This is a genomic window from Nocardia tengchongensis (genome assembly GCF_054781395.1).
The window spans coordinates 451,081-467,624 of record NZ_BAAGUM010000017.1 but is presented as its reverse complement, the minus strand read 5'-3'; the positions used below and the strand labels follow the sequence as shown (position 1 = coordinate 467,624).

Below are 16,544 nucleotides of genomic sequence, written 5' to 3'. Positions count from 1 at the left end.
TGTTTACAGCTGCGGGCTAGACCCGGCCGATGGCGGCGGCCATCACGCGCACCGCGGAGACCAGGCCGTCGATCAGCTCACCCTGACGGAAGGAGCTGGTGGCGGCGGTCGCGCCGAGCTGGCAGACCCGGTCGTTGGCGCGCTCGGCGACCTCGTGGCCGGAGCGGACCTCGACGGAGCGGGTGTTCGGGTCCACCGCGATCAGGACCGAGCGAGCGGCCTCCGGGGTGGCCGGGAACAGCGCGTCCACGCCGGCGGCGGAGTCGGCGCCCAGGTCGCCGATGAAGACGTTGAAGCGCACCTTGGTGGCGCGGGTCGCGTCGGTGAGGGCATTGTCCATGAGCAGCCGCTCACGGTCGCTGAACGGCGCTTCCTTGAAGACATCGCCGGCCTCGTGCACACCGGACACGCGTCCGCTGGAGGTGACGGCGTAGCCGTGGGGTAGGTCGGCCTCGTTCACCGCGGGCCAATTAGAAGTTGCCACTTGCCCGGCCTCCGATCAGCTCCGCGTGGGCGGTTTCGATAGCCGCATGGTGCCCATGCGAATCAGCAGTGTCGTGGTGTCCGGATCCGGTCACCTCGTCGGTTGCGCTCCACAGCACCGGAGGCTGGGTCCACTTCGCACCGAGTTCGTAGTGTTCCGGCTTCTCGCCGGGCAGCGGCTTGCCGAGAAACGACAATCCGGCGATCGCCAGATAGATCGCGACCGGGATGCCGACGTAGATCAGCACTGTCTGGAGAATGCTCACGGGCCAACGGTAGTCGATCGGGTCACGACTACTACGACCGGTAAGGGTTAGTGCGGCCGTGTCGTGACATTCGCCTTTCGGACCAGCCGGACAGCGCCGATCAGACCAACCAGGCCGTCGAGTTCGCCGGCAATGTGCGTCCCGCGAGGGGCGCGCTGGCCATCAACACCTCCCCCGCGGGCAGCAGGATCGGCGCGGCGGTGGCGTTCAGCACACACAGCAGCCCGCCGTCGCGCCGGAAAGCCAGACAGCCCGGCGGACTCGCGTACCACTCGAACCCGGGCCCCGCGAATTCCGGCCGGACAGCCCGCAATTCGATCGCCATCCGATACAGCGACAGCATCGAATCCAGGCGTTCCAGCTGCTTCTCCACCGACACCGACGCCCACTCCGGCGGCATCGGCAACCACGGCACCCCCGTCGTGAACCCGAACGGCGCCCGCCCGCCCTCCCACGGCAACGGCACCCGGCAGCCGTCGCGGCCGCGCACGGTGTAGCCGGACCGCTCCCAGGTGGGGTCGCGCAGCGCGGACTCGGGCAGATCGTCCACATTGGGCAGCCCCAGTTCGGCCCCGTTGTAGATGAACACCGCGCCCGGCAGCGCCAGCTCGAGCATGATCATGGCCCGCGCCCGCGCCTGCCCCGCCGGACCGTCGCCGTATCGGGTGACCTCGCGTTCGATGTCGTGGTTGGACAGCGTCCAGGTGGGTGTCGCGCCGACCCCGGCGACCGCGTGCAGCGAATTGTCCACGGCCGCACGGATCCGCTCCGGATCGAAGGGCGTCTGGGCGAGCCGGAAGTTGAAGGCCAGATGCAGCTCGTCGGAACGGACGTACTCCCCGAAGCGGGTGTTGTCGTTGACCCACACCTCGCCGATGGCGACCGCGTGCGGATACTCGTCCATCACCTTGCGCACCCGCCGGTGGATCTCGTGTACACCGGGGTTGTTGAAGCGCGGATCGTCGTCCTCGAGGTGCAGCATCCGGGTGTCGATGCGCTCCATGTCGGGCAAACCCGGCGGCTTGGCCATGCCGTGCGCGACATCGAGGCGGAAACCGTCCACGCCGCGATCCAGCCAGAACCGCAGGGTCTGCTCCAAATCAGCTGCGACCTCGGGGTTTTCCCAGTTCAGGTCGGGCTGCTCGGCAGCGAAGATGTGCAGGTACCACTGCCCGGGTCTGCCGTCGGGTTCGCGCACCCGGGTCCAGGCCGGACCGCCGAAGATGCTCGGCCAATTGTTCGGCGGCAGTGCGCCGTCGGGCCCGCGGCCGTCCCGGAACCAGTACCGCGCCCGCTCCGGACTCCCCGGCCCCGCCGCCAGCGCCGCCCGGAACCACCGATGCTGATCACTGGTGTGATTGGGCACCAGATCCATGGTCACCCGCATACTCCGGTCGTGCGCCTCGGCGATCACCGCGTCGAGCGCCTCGAGACCGCCGAACAGCGGGTCGATGTCGCGCGGGTCGGACACGTCGTAGCCGCCGTCGGCCATGGGCGAGCGCATGACCGGGCAGATCCACAGGGCATCCACGCCGAGCAGCTCCACATAGCCCAGCTTGTCCCGCAATCCGCCTAAATCACCCACACCGTCGCCGTCCGAATCCGCGAAGGAGCGGGGATAGACCTGGTAGAACACGGCCGACCGCCACCAGGGGGCTTCGGAATCGTCCATCACAGCCGTAATGGTGCCAAAGCACAGCGGCTTTCGCGGCGCGTCGTCAGGACTTGTCCAGTTTCAGCAAATGATCAGCGGGCACCTGCAGCCACCCAGAAACGCTGTGGGACAGTGCGTATTCTGCGGCTGGCGGTCAGAAAGGCGAGTTCATCAGCGAATTGGCGGCCATCTCGAAGTAGTCGAGCAACTGCTTGCGATGCGCATCGTCGAGCACCTCCGGCTCGATCTCCGCCACGGCGATTCGCATGGCGCGCAGCCACGCGTCGCGTTCGATCGGGCCGACCTTGAACGGGTGGTGCCGCATCCGCAGCCGCGGGTGGCCACGCTCGTCGGAGTAGGTCCGCGGGCCACCCCAGTACTGCTCCAGGAACATCCGCAGCCGGCGCTCGGCCGGACCGAGATCCTCTTCCGGGTACAGCGGCCGCAGCACCTCGTCCTCGGCCACCTCGCGGTAGAAGGCCGCCACGATCCGATGGAACGTCGCCTGCCCGCCCACGGCCTCGAAGAAGGAGATCTGCGTCTGTTCGCCGGAAGTCACAGTGCCTATTTTGCCCTGCGCTTCGCTCCGGGCGGGTTCGCGGCCCCTAGGTCTCGATTCTTCCCTCCCTCCGCTCCTCCGCTTCGCTCCCCCGCTCCACTCAGTCCAGAATCGAGACGGCCGCGAACCACTGGGCCGAGCCGCCGAAGAGCCCTGTCAACGGCACAAAATCCGACCTCGGGCGATTGTCACGTCGTGTTCATCCGAATGTGCCGAACAATGTGTCGAAAGAGATGGCATTGTGCGCCGTTCCATGGTCAACTGGGTGGCAGTCTGCCGAGATACCACACAATCGGACGAATACGAAACCGGGGTATGGCCCATGAAGCAGCGGCACGGCGCCCGAGAGGCGCGGACGCATCGACAACTCCAGCCCGCCGATGTCCACAATCGTGGGTCGGGGGCTACTCCGCTGCACTTACTGTCCGAACATTCTCATGCCGAGCATCATCCGGGCGCTCATCCCGAGCCCGCCCATCCGGGCGACCACCGCGAACACTCGCATCATCCACCCAGCGCAGCACCCGTCCCCGCTTGGGCCAAACGCCGCGTGCTGCTGCTCAACGCCACATACGAACCACTCACGGCCCTGTCCGCGCGCCGCGCCATCGTGCTGCTGATCTGCGACAAGGCCGACACCGTGCACGACAACCCGGAGGGTCCGGTCGTGCATTCCGCCGGGACCTCGGTGTCGCTCCCCTCGGTCATCCGACTACGCACCTACGTGCGCGTTCCCTACCGGGCGCGGGTACCCATGACCCGGGCCGCCCTCATGCATCGCGACCGCTACCGCTGCGCCTACTGCGGCGGCAAGGCCGAGACCATCGATCACGTCATTCCGCGCAGCCGCGGCGGCGCGCATTCGTGGGAGAACTGCGTGGCGTCCTGCGCCCCGTGCAACCACCGCAAAGCCGACAAGCTGCTGAGCGAATTGGGCTGGGCGCTGCACCATCCGATGGTCGCACCCAAGGGACCGCACTGGCGACTGCTCTCGGCCAGCTCCGAGCTGGATCCGACCTGGCTGCAGTACCTGGGCGAGGGCGCGGCCTGAGGGTCACTCGCCGGTAGGCAGCCCGGTCTCGGCGGCCAGCACGCCGAGCGCACGCTGTAGCGCCGTGCGCTGCTCGGCGGTCATTCCGGCGGTGAGCTCGTCGTCGAGTTCCCGCGCGGCCTGCTCGCATGCCGCGAGCAACGTGTGGCCGTGCGCGGTGAGCCGCAGCACCTGCCTGCGCCGATCAGCGGGGTCCCGCACGCGTTCGATCGCGCCCAGCCGTTCCAGGTGATCGGCCAGCGCCACCACCAGACTGGGCGCGACGCCCAGCCGGCCCGCCAATTCCTGCTGTGAGGCGGCCTCGCCGTGGCTGAGCGCGGTCATCAGACCCGCGTGCTTGGGCTTGAGGTCCAGTTCCTCGATCCGCGCGGCGAACCGATCGGCGACCACCGCGCCCACGGTGCCGAGCCGGAACGCGACGGTCCGCGGGAGCCCGGTCGGCTTCTTGACATCGTTCACAGGTCAGATGATACTTCTGCTCGAACCATTCACAGTCTGAATGATTATTGGAGTGAACGAAATGGACGCGTACACGGGAATCGCGATCGCCAATGCCGCGGTCGCGCTGATCTCGGGAATCTCGAGCGTGGTGGGCATGGCCCGGCCCGCGCTGGCGGTGCCGGACGGCGGCCAGATCAACGCGGGCACAAGGTTTTTCGCCTACGGATACGGAGCCCGGGCGGTACCACTGAGCGTCGTGCTGCTGATCTTGCTCGCGGCCGGAACCCGCGGCGGACTCGCGCCGATCCTGGTGGTAGCCGGGCTGGCGCAGATCGGCGACGCGATCATCGGTGGGGGACGGCGCAATTGGCCGATGGCGGCGACCTGCGTCGGACTGGCGGCCGTGCACCTGCTGTCCGCCTGGTGGCTGACCGGACAGTGAATCCCCCTGCATCGCAAGGTGATTCGCGTCGTCAGCTGTATTCGCTGATCAGCAGCGCCCAAGTGCCCGGCACAAGGGCCTCGAAAACGTGCGGCATGTCGCCGGGATAGCAGATGTAGTCGCCAGGTTCGAGCTCGACCGGATCCTCGGCGGGGCCGACCTTGGCGCGACCGGCGCACAGGACGATGTGCTCGACCACGCCACGCGAGTGCGGGGCCGAGTCGCGGGGATGGCCGGGTTCGGCGGTGACGCGATATACGTCACGGCGGGCGGCCGGCGGGGAGGCCGCGAGCAGCGTGGTCCGATACTCCGAGTGCGCCGAGGCGAGCACGGGACCCTCGCCCGCGCGAATGACCTGAACCTGCGGCGTCGGCGGATCCAGCAGCCGCGAGAACTGGATGTCCAGGGCCAGGCAGAGCGCCCACAGTGTTTCGATACTGGGGTTTCCGGAACCCGATTCCAGCTGGGACAGTGTGGATTTCGCGATCCCGGCCCGGCGGGCGACCTCGGTCAGCGAGAGTCCGGCGCGGGCCCGTTCGCGGCGCAGCGCGGTGGCGATCGCCTCCTGCGGCGACGAGGGGCTCGCGTCCCGTGGAGATGCCGACGCCTCCGAGGGAGACGCCGGCGCGGAGCGGTCGGGCTGCTGGGTCATGGTGGCGTTCACAGTACCGGCCGCGGGGGCCTCGGCCCTTCCTCCGGCACGCCCCTTTGACGAACCCCACCTGGTGTGTTCATTATAGAAAACATGCGTTCGGCATGGCGAACACTCGATCGGGGTGTGCTCACAGGTATCGCGGCGATCTGCCTGGCAGTCGCCATGATCGGCGTGTCCTACGGCGCTACCGCGGTGACGTCGGGACTGCCCGGCTGGCTGCCGGTCCTGCTGAGCATCGCCGTCGTGGCCGGTGGCTCGGAATTCGTCTTCATCGGCATTCTCACCGCCGGCGGCGGCCTGGTCGCGGCCGTCCTGGCCGGACTCCTGGTCAACGCCCGGCACGTACCCTACGGCCTGTCCGTCCCCGACGTGGTCGGCACCGGCTGGCGGCGACTGCTCGGCACCCACGTCATGAACGACGAATCCGTCGCCATGGCCCTCGCGCAGCCCGACCGCGACCGCCGCCGCGCCGCCTACTGGGTGTGCGGCCTCGCCGTCGCCGCCGCCTGGCCCCTGGGCGCGGCGATCGGCGCGGCCCTCGGCGCGATCGTGCCCGACCCGAACATGTTCGGTCTGGACGCCGTCTTCCCGGCCGTCCTCTTCTCCCTGGTGCTGCCCGCCCTGCGCGACTCCCTCACCCGCACCGCCGCGCTGGCCGGCGCGGCCGTCGCCGCGGCGACCACGCCGTTCCTCGGTGCGGGCCTGCCGGTTCTGCTCGCCTTGGCGGCCGTCCTGCTGGTCGCGCGCCGGGCAGGCAGCGGAGAGGCCGAGGGCACGGCCACCCCCGACCAGATCTCGAATATCGCGAAACAGGGTGTGGATGCGAACCACCACTCCGCTCGCATCGGGGATCACGCCGCAGGCACCGTGCATCAGGCCGTGGGAACCGGCAGTACAACGGCCGCGACCACTGCGGCTACTGTGGCCGGGACCGTCTGATGCGGACCGAATATCGACCGCCCAACCCTGTGAGCGCGGCACGATGACCAAGACGCTGTTGCTGGCCACCATGGCCTTGGCGCTGGGCACCTTCGCGTTCCGGTTCGCCGGGCCGTTGTTGCGCAGCCGGATTCGGATCTCGCCGCGCACCATCCGGCTGTTGGAGATCGCCTCGGTCGTATTGCTCACGGCGCTGGCCGTCACCACGCTGATGCCCTCGGGCGGCAGTCAATTCGGGTGGGCGCTGCCCGCGGGCGTGGTGGTCGCAGCCGTGCTGGCCTGGCGGCGGGCGCCACTGTTGGTGGTGATCCTGTCCGCCGCCGTCGTGACCGCCGGGCTTCGCGCTTTCGGCGTGCACTGACCGCTGCGCCGACGTCCTGACCCGCGATCAGCGCGGGCGAGCGCTCAGCCGTGCAGCAGGTCCGCGAGCCGGGACCAGGCATCCTCGGCGAGTTCGGGGCGGTACCAGTCCCGGCCGGGGTAGACGAAGCCGTGTGGCGCGTCCTCGTAGACCACGATCTCGTGCGGAATGTTGTTCGCGGTCAAGGCTTCTTCGAGTTCGTCGCGAGCCTCGGGATCGATCAGCGGATCGAGGCCGCCGAAGAACAGCAGGATGCGCCCGGTGATGCCGGAGGTCGATTCGATGGTCGGTTCCGGCGTGGAGAGCGGAATGTCGGTGTTGGTGAGCCAGCCCGGGTAGAAGGCGGCGGTGACGGCCAGCGGGAGTTGGGTCGCCGCGTAGTAGGCGATGTGCCCGCCCGCGCTGAAGCCGACCATGTTCACCGAGGTGGCTTTCCGGGCGCGGAGTTCCTCGAGGCACGCGCTGATATCGGCGAGCACATCGGGGCGGCGCAGGGTGTGGAGCAATTCCAGGCCGCGGTCGCGGCCCTCTCCCCCGAACTCCAGATCGGCGCGCGGGGCCGTCCGGTGGAACAGATCGGGCAGGATGGCGATCGCGCCCAGGGCGGCGATGCGCTCGGTGGCCTGCTTCGCGGTCGCGTGCAGGCCGTAGATCTCGTGCCCGACAACGACTCCCGGATAGGCGCCGGGCTCGGCGGGGTAGGCCACGTAGGCGCTCATCACGGCGTCGCCGACCTTCAGGTCGACCCACCCGGTTTCGATCGCGACAGCAGTCATGCTGACCAACGTAGCGCCGCGAGCCCGAAGACTGCCACCCGATCCGGGGCCGCAATCCATCGAATTTCCGCTGGGCCCCATCAGCTTTCGCCGCACACCCCGGCGTTCATTCGCCGGGCACCGCAGCGTTCATCCGCCGGCACCGGGGCGTTCAGTGCGCCAGCAGTGGGAGGGCGGGACCGCGGCGGCGAGCCACCGACCCGTAGCGAGCGTCCAGGCGCAGCCAGGTGCGGGCGGCGCGCACCCGCACGATCTCGTCCACCGAGATGCGCCGGGAGTCGGTCTTCTCGCCGCCGTGCGGAATGAAATCCATTGCGGCCAGTGCGAACACGACCCGCATCGGCACCTCGACCTGCTCGCCACCGCCGGAGACGGTGAGCACCGTCTGATCCAGCAGCGCGGCCGGCGGGCCGTGCTTGCCACCGTGCTCCTGCGCCACTTCGGCTCCGCGTTCGGCCAATTCGACCAGCATGCGGGCCGGGACGTCCTCAACGTGCACGAACCCGGACTCCGGCGGCAATGCCCCGTGCCAGGCCGAATCCATCGCGAAGCCGAGGCCGAACCCGCTGCCCGCGCCGGGACCGTGCAGGCCCGCGAGGATGGTGTCCGCACCGATGGTCACATCGTCGATCCCGAGTTCGGCCACCACCGTGCGCACCGCCAGCGCCTCGAATCCGGTGGCGGCCCAGGCGGACACGAACCGGTCGCCGCGCCGGCGCAACCGGATGACCGCCGCCGGGTCCAGGCGCAGGGCATGGGAGAGGAAGGTGGCCAGGTTCTCGCGTTCCGCGGGATCCGGAACGTGCAGGGTCAGTTGTCCCGACAAGGTCGTCGTCGGGTCAGTCGGCCAGCCACAGCGACAGGTAGTCGCGTTCCTCGGTGGTGAGGCGGCGCAGGCGCTGGGTGTCGATGTCGAAGGCGGCCAGCTGGGTGGACGCGATCACCGCGGCCGGGGAGTCCGGGGCCGCGCCCGCGGCGCGCACCTCGTAACCGACGGTGAAGTCCACCGCGCGCAGCCGCGAGATCCACATGGACACGTCCAGCGGCGAATCCTCGTGCCGCAACTGGCCCTTGTACTGCACCCGCAGGTCGGCCAGCACGCAGCCGGCCCGCAGCTTGACGGTCGGTCGCTCGTCGAGGAACAGCCACGGGATGCGGGCCTCCTCCAACAGGGTGACCATGCGGGCGTGGTTGATGTGCTGGAAGGCGTCCATATCGGACCAGCGCACCTCCACCGTGGTGTGGAAACGGCTGGGCACAGCCTGATCCGTCACACCGGCCGCATGGCCGTTCAGCGAATCGACACTCGTCAACGCGGTACCTCCGATTGCGCTCCCACCCCACTCACCATGCTGCGCACCTGCCGCGCCGCCACCGACAGCGTGGCCAGATCGTGGGTTCCGGACTCGAACAATTCCGACAGGGCAGAGCGGGCTCGGCCCAGTCGGGACTGATTCTTCGACTCCCAGTATGCAATCTTCTCCTCGGCGGTCTCCTCCGGGTCACCGGCGGAGAGCACATCGAGGGTGAGCGAGCGCAGCGAACCGTACATGTCGTCGCGCAGCGCGAGGCGGGCCAGCGCATGCCAGCGGTCGCCGCGTTCCAGGTGGCTGACCGCCTGCAACAGCCAATCGATCTTGAGGTGATCGTTGAGCGCGTAGTACAGCGCGCCCACCTCCTCACCGCTGCGATCGGTGATGTCGGCGATGTCCAGTACATCCAGCAGCGGGAACTGGTTGAGCAGCCCGAACACCGTGATGGCCAGATCGGCGGGCACGCCCTGGTCGACGATGGCCTGCGAGTGCTCGTTGAGCGAGTCGATGTGGTGGCCGCGCAGCCAGCCCGGCACCTTGGGCGACAGCGTGCGCACACCCTGGGCGTAGCGGTGGATCTCCGCGCCCACCGCCACCGGCTGCGGGCGGTTGTTGAGCAGCCAGCGCGAGGCGCGGTCCAGGGTGCGCTTGGTCTCCAGCTCCAGCGCGTCCTTCATGGCGGTGGAGACGTCGGCGACGCGAATGGTGTTCCACACCGTGTGCAGGTCGAAGATCTGCGTTGCGGCGGTGAAGGCGCGCACCGCGTCCGAGGCCGAGGCCCCGATCTCCTCGCCCAGCCGGAAGGCGTAGGTGATGCCGCCCAGATCCACCACCTCGTTCACCAGCATGGTGCTGGTGATCTCGCGGCGCAGGCGGTGCCGCTTGATGGCCGCGCCGAAGCGGGTGCGCAGCGGTGTCGGGAAATACTGCGACACCCGCGCCGAGAAGTAGGCGCTGTCGGGCAGGTCGCTGGCCAGCAGGTCGGCCTTGAGCGAAAGCTTCACGTGCGCCATGAGATTCGACAGCTCCGGCGAGGTGAGTCCGACGCCCTCCTCGAAACGCTGCTTGAGCTCCACCTCACCTGGCAGCGCCTCGAGCTCGCGGTCCAGACCCCGGCGGTCCTCGAGATCCTCGATGAGCCGCTCGTGCACATTGAGCATGTTCGGGGCCTCGGCGCGGGACATGCCCATCAGATAGTTCTGGGACACGTTGTCCTGCAACACCAGCGCCGACACCTCGTCGGTCATCGAGGCCAGCAGCGGATTGCGCTCGGCCTGCGACAGCTCGCCCGCCGAGACCACGCCGTCGAGCAGGACCTTGATATTGACCTCGTGGTCGGAGCAGTCCACGCCCGCGGAGTTGTCGAGCGCATCGGTGTTCATCTTGCCGCCGTACCGGCAGAACTCGATCCGGCCCAGCGCGGTGACGCCCAGGTTGCCGCCCTCGCCGATGACGTTGACGCGCAAGGCGTTCGCGTTCACCCGCACCGCGTCATTGGACTTGTCGCCCACCTCGGCATTGGTCTCGGTGGCGGCCTTGATGTAGGTGCCGATGCCGCCGTTCCACAGCAGTTGCGCCGGGGACAGCAGGATGGCGCGGATCATCTCCGGCGGGGACAGCGAGGTGACCTCGGCGCCCAGGCCGAGCGCCTCGCGCACCTCCTCGCTGACCGGGATCGCCTTGACCGTGCGGTCGTAGACGCCGCCGCCCGCGCTGATCAGCGACTGGTCGTAGTCGGCCCAGGACGAGCGCGGCAATGCGAACATGCGCTCGCGTTCGGCGAACGAGGACGCCGCGTCCGGATCCGGGTCCAGGAAGATGTGGCGGTGGTCGAAGGCCGCGACCAACCGGATGTGACGCGAGAGCAGCATGCCGTTGCCGAACACGTCGCCGGACATGTCACCGATGCCGACCACGGTGAAATCCTGGGTCTGGGTGTCGATGTCCATCTCGGCGAAATGCCGCTTCACGCTCTCCCACGCACCCTTGGCGGTGATGCCCATGGCCTTGTGGTCGTAGCCCACCGAACCGCCGGAGGCGAAGGCGTCGCCGAGCCAGAAACCGTATTGCATGGCAACGTCATTGGCGATGTCGGAGAACGTCGCCGTGCCCTTGTCGGCGGCGACGACCAGGTAGGTGTCGTCGGCGTCGCGGCGCAGCACCCGAGCCGGGGGCAGCACGGCGCCGGTGGCGCGATCGACATTGTCGGTGACGTCGAGCAGGCCGGAGATGAAGGTGCGGTAGCAGGCGATGCCCTCGCCCTGCAGGGCCTGGCGATCGGCGACCGGATCGGCGGTGGCCGCCGGCGGCTGCTTGACCACGAACCCGCCCTTCGCGCCGACCGGCACGATCACCGCGTTCTTCACCGCCTGCGCCTTGACCAGGCCCAGGATCTCGGTGCGGAAGTCCTCCAGGCGGTCCGACCAGCGCAGGCCGCCGCGCGCCACCGGGCCGAAGCGCAGGTGCACGCCCTCCACCCGCGGGGAGTACACGAAGATCTCGAATTGCGGCCGGGGCTTGGGCAATTCGGTGATCTCGCGCGGTTCCACCTTGAACGACAGGTAGTCCCGCGCCTTGCCTTCGGCGTCGAGCACGTAGTAGTTGGTACGCAGGGTGGCCTTGATCAGGCCCAGGATGGCGCGCAGGATGCGGTCGGCGTCCAGGCTCACCACCTCGTCGATCCGGTGCCGGGCCGCGGCCTCCACCTCGACGGCGTGTGCGGCGTTGGCCGAGTCCGGATCGAACAGCGCGGTGAACAGGTCGACGAACATGCTCGCCGCCTCCGGGTAGGCCAGCAGCACGCGGGTGATGGCGGCCTGGCTGTACGGGAATCCCGCCTGCTGCAAGTACTTCGAGTAGGCGCGCAGGATGGCGACGGCACGCCAGTTCAGCCCGCCGCGCAGCACCAGTTCGTTGAGACCGTCGGCCTCGGCGCGGCCGTACCAGAGCGCCTCGAAGGCCTCGGTGAAGCGTTCCCGCAGCCCGCGGACCTGGGCGTCGAGCGCGTCCAGGCGACCCACGGACTCCACCAGCTCGGCGTCCATGTTCCGGTCCAGGGAGCTGCGCAGCAGCTCGGGGCGGGCCAGCAGGCCGAAGTCGTAGATCCACTGCTCGGGGCCGTGATCGCCGTCGACCTGGTGCGGCCGCTCGTCGATCACCTCGACACCGAGGCTCTGCAACAGCGGCAGCACCTGGCTCAGCGAGATGCCGCCGCCCCCGACGTAGAGGGTGAAACGCCAAGAGCCCGTGGCGGAGTCGGGCCAGCGGTACAGATGCTGATCGATGCCGCCCTCGGCCAGGCCCTGCAGGCGCAGGATGTCGGCCATGGCGCGGGTGGGGTCGAAGTCCTCCTTGTAGCTCTCCGGGAGGGATTCGGCGTAGCGCTGCGCGATGGCCGGGTCCAGCACGGCGGAGGTGGCCACCTCGTCGCGCAGATGGTCGTCCCAGGTGCGGCTGGCCTCGGCCAGCAGGTGCTGGATGCGCAGCCGGTTGGTCTCGCTGGTGTCGGCGGCGGGGGCGTCGGTCGCGGTTCCCTGATCGGGCAGGCGGACGGTGAAATACACACTGGCGAGGTCGCTTTCGGACACTCGCGCGGAGTAGTCGATGGAGACGCCGCCCAGCTCGCGCATGAGGATGTCCTGCATCTCCAGGCGCACCCGGGTGGTGTAGCGGTCGCGCGGCAGGTACACCATGCAGGCCACGAAGCGGCCGTAGCCGTCCAGGCGCATGAACAGCCGGACCTGGCGTCGCATACCGACATTCAGCACCGCGCTGGCGGTGCGGCGCAGGGCCTCGCCGTCGGAGGAGAACAGCTCGGTGCGCGGGAAGGACTGGATGACCTCGAGCATCTCCTGGCCGGAGAAGGAGTCCAGGTCGAACCCGCTGGATTCGATGATGGAGCGCACCCGGCGGTCGATGACCGGAATGTCGAGCACGTTCTCGTGCAGGGCGGTGACGGTGAAGACGCCGATGAACAGGTGCTCGCCCGTGACGGCCCCGGCTTCGTCGATCTCGGCCACGCCGACGAAGTACGGGTAGACCGCGCGGTGCACGGTGGCGGGGACCAGGCCCTGGGTCAGCATGAGCAGTGGCTGGTCACCGCTGTTGTCCGGGACCCGGAAGTCGGTGCCGACATTGGGGCGCAGCACGCCCAGGCTGGTCTCCGGGAGGATGATGGATTTGGCCTGGCCGTCGACCGTGCTGCGCTCGTAGCGGGCGTACCCGAGCACGGTGAAGTGGCCGTCGGCCAGCCAGCGCAGCAGGTGGGCGCAGTCGGTGAGGTCGGTGGCCGGGAAGCCCGATCTACCGCCCGCGGCCGCGGTGTCGAGTTCCCCGGCGACCCGCTCCTGGGCCTCGCGCATGGCCTCGGTGTCCTCGATCACGCGGCGCACGTCGGTGAGCACGTCGGGCAGCGCGGACTCGATGCGCTCGAGCTGGGCGCGGCTGGTGGCGGGGTGCAGTTGCACATGCATCCAGGACTCGCGCAGATCGGTCGCGCCATTGCCGTCGACCTCGTGCGGCACCGCGGTCTCCAGGTGACCCGTGGCGTCTCGGGTGACCTCGAAGATGGGGTGCACGACCTCGCTGACACTGACGCCGATGCGGCTCAGGAAGGCGGTGACGGATTCGACGAGCAGCGGCATGTCGTCGGTGACCATCTGGATGGCGACGCCGAGCCCGGCCTCGTCATCCGCTTGGTACACATGGACATTCGCGGTGCCGGGGGTGCGCTGGACGGCCAGATCGACGTGGCAGCGGAAGATGTGGGTGGAGGTCGCGGGTATAGCGCAGTCCGCGTCGCCGGCGTCGACGTGACGGAAATATGCCTCCTCGAGGGACACGAGGTTGCCGCCCAGGGACGCGGGCAAACTCGCAGCCCAGGCCGCGCTGGACAGTTCGGACGAGACCGTCATTTCGCCAACTCCTCGGATTCGGTTCCGTAACAAAGTGACGCCGATGCGAGAGTAGCTGGGCTCAACAGGTACCGGGTCGAATTCCTGCCAATGCCACGCCGCGTCTCATAATACCGACAAACCGGACGGTTCCATGAGTGAGGTTCTTGTCCGATATCGCCAGGTCGCCTTTGACAAACCTTGCACCAAAACAGTTTTCACGCATTACTGCGAATGCGAAACCGCTGAGTTCGCTGTTCGATAACCGTTCACCTGAGCAGCCACGACCCGCCATCCAGCGAACCATGAAGCGGCCGGCAAACACCCTCCGAGCCGGACAAAAGCAACCAACCGACCGCTCGACTACGGGTCGGATTACGTCAGCACCGTAGTAACCGGCCGATGACGGCACGGTCCGACTCCCCCACCCGGATCGGCGGGCGGGGGGCGGAACGGTCAATTCGGTTGGGGTGGTGAGCTATCCGCGGGTGAGCTTGCGGTGGGTGACCCGGTGCGGGCGGGCCGCATCCGGGCCCAGGCGCTCGACCTTGTTGGCCTCGTAGGCCTCGAAGTTGCCCTCGAACCAGAACCACGCGGCCGGGTTGTCCTCGGTGCCCTCCCACGCCAGGATGTGCGTGCAGGTGCGGTCCAGGAACCACCGGTCGTGGGAGATGACCACCGAGCAGCCGGCGAAGTTCTCCAGCGCGTTCTCGAGCGAGCTCAGGGTCTCGACGTCGAGGTCGTTGGTGGGCTCGTCGAGCAGGATCAGGTTGCCGCCCTGCTTGAGGGTCAGCGCCAGGTTCAGGCGGTTGCGCTCACCACCGGAGAGCACGCCGGCCGGCTTCTGCTGGTCCGGACCCTTGAAGCCGAACGCCGAAACGTAAGCGCGGGAAGGCATTTCCACCTGGCCGACCTGGATGTGGTCCAGCCCGTCGGAAACGACCTGCCACACCGTCTTCTTCGGGTCGATGCCGCCGCGGTTCTGGTCGACGTAGCTCAGCTTGACCGTGTCGCCGACGCGCACGTTGCCGCTGTCCGCGTTCTCCAGGCCGACGATGGTCTTGAACAGCGTCGACTTACCTACACCGTTCGGGCCGATGACGCCGACAATGCCGTTGCGCGGCAAGGTGAACGACAGGTCCTTGATGAGCTGGCGGTCGCCGAAGCCCTTGTCCAGGTTGTCGACCTCGACGACCACGCTGCCCAGGCGGGGACCCGCGGGGATCTGGATCTCCTCGAAGTCCAACTTGCGCATCTTCTCGGCCTCGGCGGCCATTTCCTCGTAGCGGCCCAGACGCGCCTTGTTCTTGGCCTGCCGCGCCTTGGCGCCGGAGCGGACCCAGGCCAGCTCCTCCTTGAGGCGCTTCTGCAGCTTCTGGTCCTTCTTGCCCTGCACCTCGAGGCGCTCGGCCTTCTTCTCCAGGTAGGTGGAGTAGTTGCCCTCGTAGGGGAAGGTGCGGCCGCGGTCGAGCTCGAGGATCCATTCCGCGACATTGTCGAGGAAGTACCGGTCGTGGGTGACGGCCAGCACGGCGCCCTGGTAGGAGGCCAGGAACTGCTCGAGCCAGAGCACGGACTCGGCGTCGAGGTGGTTGGTGGGCTCGTCGAGCAGCAGCAGGTCGGGCTTGCTCAGCAGCAGCTTGCACAGCGCGACACGACGGCGCTCACCACCGGAGAGGTTGACGACCGGCTCGTCCGGCGGCGGGCAGCGCAGCGCGTCCATGGCCTGCTCGAGCTGCGAGTCGACATCCCAGGCGTCGGCATGGTCGAGCTCCTCCTGGAGCTTGCCCATCTCCTCCATCAGCTCATCGGAGTAGTCGGTCGCCATGAGCTCGGCGATCTCGTTGAAGCGGTCCAGCTTCACCTTGATCTCGCCGAGGCCCTCCTCGACATTGCCGCGCACGGTCTTCTCTTCGTTGAGCGCCGGCTCCTGCATCAGGATGCCAACCGTCGCGCCGGGCGCGAGCCAGGCGTCACCGTTGTTCGGCTGGTCCAGTCCCGCCATGATCTTCAGCACACTGGACTTACCGGCGCCGTTCGGGCCGACGACACCGATCTTCGCGCCGGGAAGGAAGTTCAAGGTCACATTGTCGAGCACGACCTTGTCGCCATGCGCCTTTCGCACCTTGATCATCTGGTAAATGAACTCAGCCATATCGGCAAGCCTAACTGTGTGTAGTAGCGGGTTCTCCGGCAGTGTCCGCATCCACGGACGGCCGTTCCACGGGGTCGGTCCGGTCAGGTCGAGCGAAGGTTTTGCGCACCACCGGGGCGGTGCAACGCCCCAGATCGGGACCCACTGCCAGGGCCCGCATCTCGAGGTCGGTGCGCTCCGCGCCGTCTCGGGTGGTGTACTCGTTCGAGCGCAGCTGCCCGTACGCGATGACCGGGTCACCTCGTTGCAGCGACGCTTCGACTCCTTCGATGATCCCCCGTCGCCAACAGCTTACGGTGAGGTACAACGTGCCCCCGTCCACCCAGTCCCCGGCGGCCTGATCGTAGCGGCGGGCGGTACTGGCCAGCCGGAAGCTCAGCAGCTGCTCGCCGTTCTGCAGCCCGCGCACCACCGGTTGGGTGACGACCCGGCCGATCACCGCGGTATTCGCCTCGTACATCGCGCTCCCCCTTGTCGATTCGAGCCCGCCCCGCGAGCCTGTGCGTTCGATCGGCTTCCAGCTTCGCCCGATCGAGCGCCCCGGGGCAGACCCCCTA

At 68.3% G+C, this 16,544-nt stretch carries 16 protein-coding genes; 4 read left to right on the top strand and 12 right to left on the bottom strand.

Translation table 11 applies throughout. The annotated features are described in order from the left end of the window. Window positions 1-16 precede the first annotated feature (16 nt). The 4 genes from ACYVKL_RS33165 to ACYVKL_RS33150 form a co-directional block, all read right to left on the bottom strand. Entirely contained in the window at window positions 17-484 is a 468-nt protein-coding gene (locus ACYVKL_RS33165) for a DUF5130 domain-containing protein (RefSeq protein ID WP_246598055.1), read from the bottom strand. Beyond that, window positions 471-749 (bottom strand): aa3-type cytochrome oxidase subunit CtaJ, encoded by a 279-nt coding sequence (gene ctaJ / locus ACYVKL_RS33160; RefSeq protein ID WP_213557399.1) that lies wholly within the window; start codon window positions 747-749, stop codon window positions 471-473. The genes ACYVKL_RS33165 and ctaJ overlap by 14 nt, the downstream gene beginning before the upstream one ends. 100 nt (window positions 750-849) lie before the next feature. After that, entirely contained in the window at window positions 850-2,421 is a 1,572-nt protein-coding gene (locus ACYVKL_RS33155; protein WP_379167927.1) for a glycoside hydrolase family 13 protein, read from the bottom strand. 136 nt (window positions 2,422-2,557) lie between these two features. Next, entirely contained in the window at window positions 2,558-2,962 is a 405-nt protein-coding gene (locus tag ACYVKL_RS33150; protein WP_213557400.1) for a globin, read from the bottom strand. Window positions 2,963-3,284: 322 nt separating this feature from the next. On the opposite strand from ACYVKL_RS33150, the gene ACYVKL_RS33145 reads away from it, so the two are divergent. Continuing rightward, complete coding sequence (locus ACYVKL_RS33145) at window positions 3,285-4,013, top strand: HNH endonuclease (RefSeq protein WP_213557401.1); 729 nt, start codon at window positions 3,285-3,287, stop codon at window positions 4,011-4,013. 3 nt (window positions 4,014-4,016) lie between these two features. Here the strand turns inward: ACYVKL_RS33145 and ACYVKL_RS33140 are convergent, their stop codons facing one another. After that, window positions 4,017-4,472 (bottom strand): MarR family winged helix-turn-helix transcriptional regulator, encoded by a 456-nt coding sequence (locus ACYVKL_RS33140; protein ID WP_379167224.1) that lies wholly within the window; start codon window positions 4,470-4,472, stop codon window positions 4,017-4,019. Window positions 4,473-4,524: 52 nt separating this feature from the next. Between ACYVKL_RS33140 and ACYVKL_RS33135 the strand changes: the two genes are divergently transcribed. Further along, window positions 4,525-4,896 (top strand): hypothetical protein, encoded by a 372-nt coding sequence (locus tag ACYVKL_RS33135; RefSeq protein ID WP_379167226.1) that lies wholly within the window; start codon window positions 4,525-4,527, stop codon window positions 4,894-4,896. A gap of 31 nt (window positions 4,897-4,927) precedes the next feature. On the opposite strand, the gene ACYVKL_RS33130 is transcribed toward ACYVKL_RS33135, so the two are convergent. Continuing rightward, window positions 4,928-5,548 (bottom strand): helix-turn-helix domain-containing protein, encoded by a 621-nt coding sequence (locus ACYVKL_RS33130; protein WP_379167228.1) that lies wholly within the window; start codon window positions 5,546-5,548, stop codon window positions 4,928-4,930. Window positions 5,549-5,641: 93 nt separating this feature from the next. Here ACYVKL_RS33130 and ACYVKL_RS33125 point away from each other — a divergent pair, with 93 nt between their 5' ends. After that, window positions 5,642-6,490, top strand: coding sequence for an AzlC family ABC transporter permease (locus ACYVKL_RS33125; RefSeq protein WP_379167230.1), 849 nt, complete (start codon window positions 5,642-5,644; stop codon window positions 6,488-6,490). A 43-nt stretch (window positions 6,491-6,533) separates the two neighbouring features. Further along, window positions 6,534-6,851: an AzlD domain-containing protein gene (locus ACYVKL_RS33120; RefSeq protein WP_379167232.1), complete on the top strand. Its 318-nt coding sequence runs from the start codon at window positions 6,534-6,536 to the stop codon at window positions 6,849-6,851. A gap of 44 nt (window positions 6,852-6,895) precedes the next feature. Here ACYVKL_RS33120 and ACYVKL_RS33115 read toward each other — a convergent pair whose 3' ends face one another. The 6 genes from ACYVKL_RS33115 to ACYVKL_RS33090 form a co-directional block, all read right to left on the bottom strand. Next, a complete protein-coding gene (locus tag ACYVKL_RS33115; RefSeq protein ID WP_379167234.1) occupies window positions 6,896-7,627 on the bottom strand; it encodes a dienelactone hydrolase family protein in 732 nt (243 codons plus the stop codon). A gap of 151 nt (window positions 7,628-7,778) precedes the next feature. Then, entirely contained in the window at window positions 7,779-8,453 is a 675-nt protein-coding gene (locus tag ACYVKL_RS33110) for a DUF8185 domain-containing protein (RefSeq protein WP_379167236.1), read from the bottom strand. 13 nt (window positions 8,454-8,466) lie between these two features. Beyond that, window positions 8,467-8,922, bottom strand: coding sequence for an acyl-CoA thioesterase (locus ACYVKL_RS33105; protein ID WP_428847626.1), 456 nt, complete (start codon window positions 8,920-8,922; stop codon window positions 8,467-8,469). Window positions 8,923-8,936: 14 nt separating this feature from the next. Then, window positions 8,937-13,853, bottom strand: a complete 4,917-nt coding sequence (locus tag ACYVKL_RS33100) for an NAD-glutamate dehydrogenase (protein ID WP_379167240.1) — start codon at window positions 13,851-13,853, stop codon at window positions 8,937-8,939. Between the two features lie 457 nt (window positions 13,854-14,310). Then, a complete protein-coding gene (gene ettA, locus ACYVKL_RS33095) occupies window positions 14,311-15,987 on the bottom strand; it encodes an energy-dependent translational throttle protein EttA (RefSeq protein ID WP_379167242.1) in 1,677 nt (558 codons plus the stop codon). A gap of 10 nt (window positions 15,988-15,997) precedes the next feature. Continuing rightward, on the bottom strand, window positions 15,998-16,447 hold the full coding sequence (locus ACYVKL_RS33090; protein ID WP_213557410.1) for a single-stranded DNA-binding protein: 450 nt from the start codon (window positions 16,445-16,447) through the stop codon (window positions 15,998-16,000). Window positions 16,448-16,544: the final 97 nt, after the last annotated feature.

Excerpts from the sequence above, each read along its gene's own strand:
- ACYVKL_RS33155 (WP_379167927.1), bottom strand. The coding sequence starts at position 2,421 with ATGGACGATTCCGAAGCCCCCTGGTGGCGGTCGGCCGTGTTCTACCAG.
- ACYVKL_RS33145 (WP_213557401.1), top strand. The coding sequence starts at position 3,285 with ATGAAGCAGCGGCACGGCGCCCGAGAGGCGCGGACGCATCGACAACTC.
- ACYVKL_RS33130 (WP_379167228.1), bottom strand. The coding sequence starts at position 5,548 with ATGACCCAGCAGCCCGACCGCTCCGCGCCGGCGTCTCCCTCGGAGGCG.
- ACYVKL_RS33125 (WP_379167230.1), top strand. The coding sequence starts at position 5,642 with ATGCGTTCGGCATGGCGAACACTCGATCGGGGTGTGCTCACAGGTATC.
- ACYVKL_RS33120 (WP_379167232.1), top strand. The coding sequence starts at position 6,534 with ATGACCAAGACGCTGTTGCTGGCCACCATGGCCTTGGCGCTGGGCACC.
- ACYVKL_RS33115 (WP_379167234.1), bottom strand. The coding sequence starts at position 7,627 with ATGACTGCTGTCGCGATCGAAACCGGGTGGGTCGACCTGAAGGTCGGC.
- ACYVKL_RS33100 (WP_379167240.1), bottom strand. The coding sequence starts at position 13,853 with ATGACGGTCTCGTCCGAACTGTCCAGCGCGGCCTGGGCTGCGAGTTTG.
- ettA (WP_379167242.1), bottom strand. The coding sequence starts at position 15,987 with ATGGCTGAGTTCATTTACCAGATGATCAAGGTGCGAAAGGCGCATGGC.
- ACYVKL_RS33090 (WP_213557410.1), bottom strand. The coding sequence starts at position 16,447 with ATGTACGAGGCGAATACCGCGGTGATCGGCCGGGTCGTCACCCAACCG.